A 3,273-nucleotide genomic window follows, 5' to 3' on the forward strand; every position below is an offset into this window, starting at 1 on the left:
CCTGACGCTGACGTTATTTACCAACAAAAAATCCGAGCGACTGCATCGCACTACGGCCATTAACGCCTTTCGCTCTGGCGGGATTGATTTACAAACCGTCTCGATGCTGCAAAGCCAAGCGCTCATGACGACCTTACCGTTCATGATGACCGATGGGTTTTGGGCCGATTGCGACCGTGCTGGACGCATTCAAACCGTAAAAACCGGCAATGTGGCCAACCTCTTGCCTCTTGTGATGGACGTAAAGAATTTCAGTGGCGGCATGATGCTTCCCACCATGCGCCAACAAGCCTTTTGGTTTAATCCGTTTAATTGTGGCTCAGATAACTACAACATCGCCCTGACCGGAGGCTCCGGGGCAGGAAAATCCTTCTTTGTGCAAAAGCTCGCCGAAACCCTCTTTGCCATGAACGGTAAAATCTGGGCGTTAGATAAAGGAAAGAGCTTTAAAAAGCTCACCTTGATGCTTGGCGGCCGCTACATGACGGCTGAGAAGATTTACCTCAATCCATTCACTCACCTGGAACGCATTGCCATGGGGGATGACTATACCGATGAAAAAGGCGAACAGGTCAACCCTCTCAAGGAAACGCTGCACACCATCACCGGACTCTTTGCGACCATGGCCTGCCCCACACACGAAATGGGAGATTTTGAAAAATCGGTCCTCGGTGATTGCATCATTGCGGCTTGGCAGGCACACAAAAGCGAGACGTTGGTTGACCATGTGCAAGAAGCGCTGTTTGCGGCGGCCGAAAAACAAGGCGGTGATCGCCGCCTTTCTGATATCGCCATGCAACTGAATAAATACCGCTCAGAGGGGATCTACGGTGACACCTTCAATAAACCGTCCATGCTGGATCCCAATGTCCACTTTACCACCATTGAACTCGACGGATTTCCCTCGGACATCATGCGACCGGTGATTTTTGCGCTGATGTCGAGCATCACTCAGCAGATGTACCTTTCAGGCTCCCGTTCAACGCCGAAGATGTGCATCATTGAAGAGGCGTGGTCTCTGATGGCTGGCTCTAATGCACAGGCACAAGAATTCATCAATACCGGTTATCGCACCGCCCGAAAATTTGGGGGTTCGTTTTGCACCGTGACGCAAGGGATTGAGGATTTTTACAGCACACCTGAAGCGCTCGCTGCGTTCAATAACTCCGACATTCACATCACTCTGCGTCAAGGCAGTGGATTGGCGAAATTCATCAAAGACAATCCTTCACACTTTTCACCCTATGAGCAATTTGTCATCAAGAGTTTTGAAAAGTCCTCCATCGCCGGTTACAGCTCTGTCATGCTAAAAACCGGTGATGTAACGACCTTTCATCGCTTGTTTGCCGATCCTTTTACTCGTGCGTGCCTTTCGACAGAGCCGCATGAGTTTGAGTACTGTGAAACCTTGATGAACCAAGGCGTCCCACTCATGGATGCGGTCAATCAAACCGCAGAGCATTTTTACGGACCAGAAATTGAGATCTTCAACACCCTCATCTATGGTAAGGAGGCCAAATGAAATCCATCCGTCACACACGTCTTGTCGGTGCCCTGTTTGCCATAGTGTTGATGATGTTCACGCTGATGGCCGTCAAGCTCAACACCGCCCCTCAAATCGTGGTCTTCGATATCGAACAAACGTTAGCGCAATATCAAGACCAACTCATTGAAGCCAACCTCAGCGATCAGGAGCACAGCGCGCAATTGGCGACCTTTGATACGGAACTCAGGCGGCTCTTGAAAGAATACGCGCAAGCGCACCATCTCGTGATTATCGTGCCAGGCGCGCTCATCAGCGGCGCACCGGATAGAACCACCGAGATCCAACATTACGTTATTGAGGCGCTTAAAAAGGAGTCATGATCTTATGATTGTTCACGGGCATTCATTCATCAAACCAACAGCACTCTCAAAGGTGCTCGGTCTCACTTTACTTGCCATCGCCCCCACCGCTCTTAGTCAACAATTTGGGCGTCAAGGCGAACTTTTCCCTATTGCAGAGGTAGACATGTTGCAATGGATTAACAGCAGATTGACACACTTAGAAGCCACGGGAGAAACCGCAAAGATGCAACAGCAGTTTGTGGAGAACGTAGAAAATAACGTGCGAAGACCCCCTCCCGTTAAAGGGTTGACCGCCACCACCGCGCCCAACACCTTTTACATCGACCCATCATTAAAGCTGGCCACCGATATCAAAGATGCACAAGGTAACCTCCTTTATGCTAAAGGCCTCGTCATCAACCCTTTTGATACCGACACTTGGCCAGTCGACATTCCCAAACAATCATTAGATTACTCGTATGTGATTGTCTTTCTTGATGGTGACGACCCAAGCCAGCGCGCTTGGGCTAAACAATACCGCGCAGATAAGCCGATAAAATGGACCCTCACCAACGGCAGTCCAGAAAACGTCGCCACGGAGTTTGACGCCCGAATTTATTTTGACCAACAAGGTCACTACAGCCGTCAATTTCAACTCTCACACATTCCCGCTCTGATTGAACAAGACGGAGCGCGGTGGAAGATCACAGAGATCGATGTGACGCCGTTCACCACCATAAACAAGAGTGCGACGAACACAAAATAAGGAGAAAGACCTTGAGATCCCATGGGTTATTACTGCTTGGTTTGTTCCTATTTCCTTGGCAAACCCAAGCTCAATCCGCCGCTTGTACGGGGCATTTCTTAAATCCATTGTCTGATATTTGTTGGGACTGCCTATTTCCTATGACACTGGGCAGTGTGCCTCTCATTAGCTCGACATACCCTGACACCGCCAACCCAAGCATGCCGATCTCCTATTGTCCTAAACCCCCGCCCATTTTTATGCAAATTGGCTTAAACATTGGGTATTGGGAGCCGTATTCCTTGGTGGACGTGACGCGAGTCCCTTATTGCATGGTCAACATGGGGATGCAGTTGAGTAATGACAATAGCCAACAAATAGGAGGCTCGCAGCACGACTCAAGCAGCAAAACCAGCGGCAATGCTTTTTATCACGTGCATTGGTACAAATATCCGGTGATTTACTGGCTACAACTGATGCAGTCGGCCGCCTGCATGGCCACGGATAATTTCGATGTGGCCTACCTCACCGAGCTTGACCCGTTTTGGGATGATGATGAGATGTCGTTCATTCTTAACCCCGAAGCCATTTTGTTTGGCCACCCCATCACGCAGCTCTCTTGCATCACCGAAGCCATGGCGACCACCACCGGGCGCGTTTTGCCTTTTGATGCGCTTTTTTGGTGTTTAGGCTCACAAGGC

4 protein-coding genes are annotated in these 3,273 nt (G+C 49.8%); all 4 read left to right on the plus strand.

What is annotated here, in order from left to right:
• The coding region (gene traC, locus AB4653_RS14255; RefSeq protein ID WP_372104514.1) for a type IV secretion system protein TraC at nucleotides 1-1,522 on the plus strand (1,522 nt) is incomplete at its 5' end.
• Nucleotides 1,519-1,866 (plus strand): TrbI F-type domain-containing protein, encoded by a 348-nt coding sequence (locus AB4653_RS14260; protein WP_016800271.1) that lies wholly within the window; start codon nucleotides 1,519-1,521, stop codon nucleotides 1,864-1,866. The genes traC and AB4653_RS14260, both read left to right, overlap by 4 nt.
• Before the next feature lie 4 nt (nucleotides 1,867-1,870).
• On the plus strand, nucleotides 1,871-2,593 hold the full coding sequence (gene traW, locus AB4653_RS14265) for a type-F conjugative transfer system protein TraW (RefSeq protein WP_102258057.1): 723 nt from the start codon (nucleotides 1,871-1,873) through the stop codon (nucleotides 2,591-2,593).
• Nucleotides 2,590-3,273: TraU family protein (locus AB4653_RS14270; protein ID WP_372104517.1), on the plus strand; the 684-nt coding region annotated here is incomplete at its 3' end. The genes traW and AB4653_RS14270, both read left to right, overlap by 4 nt.

The sequence above is a fragment of the Vibrio sp. 10N.222.48.A3 genome (genome assembly GCF_041475345.1).
Lineage (GTDB): Bacteria > Pseudomonadota > Gammaproteobacteria > Enterobacterales > Vibrionaceae > Vibrio > Vibrio tasmaniensis_A.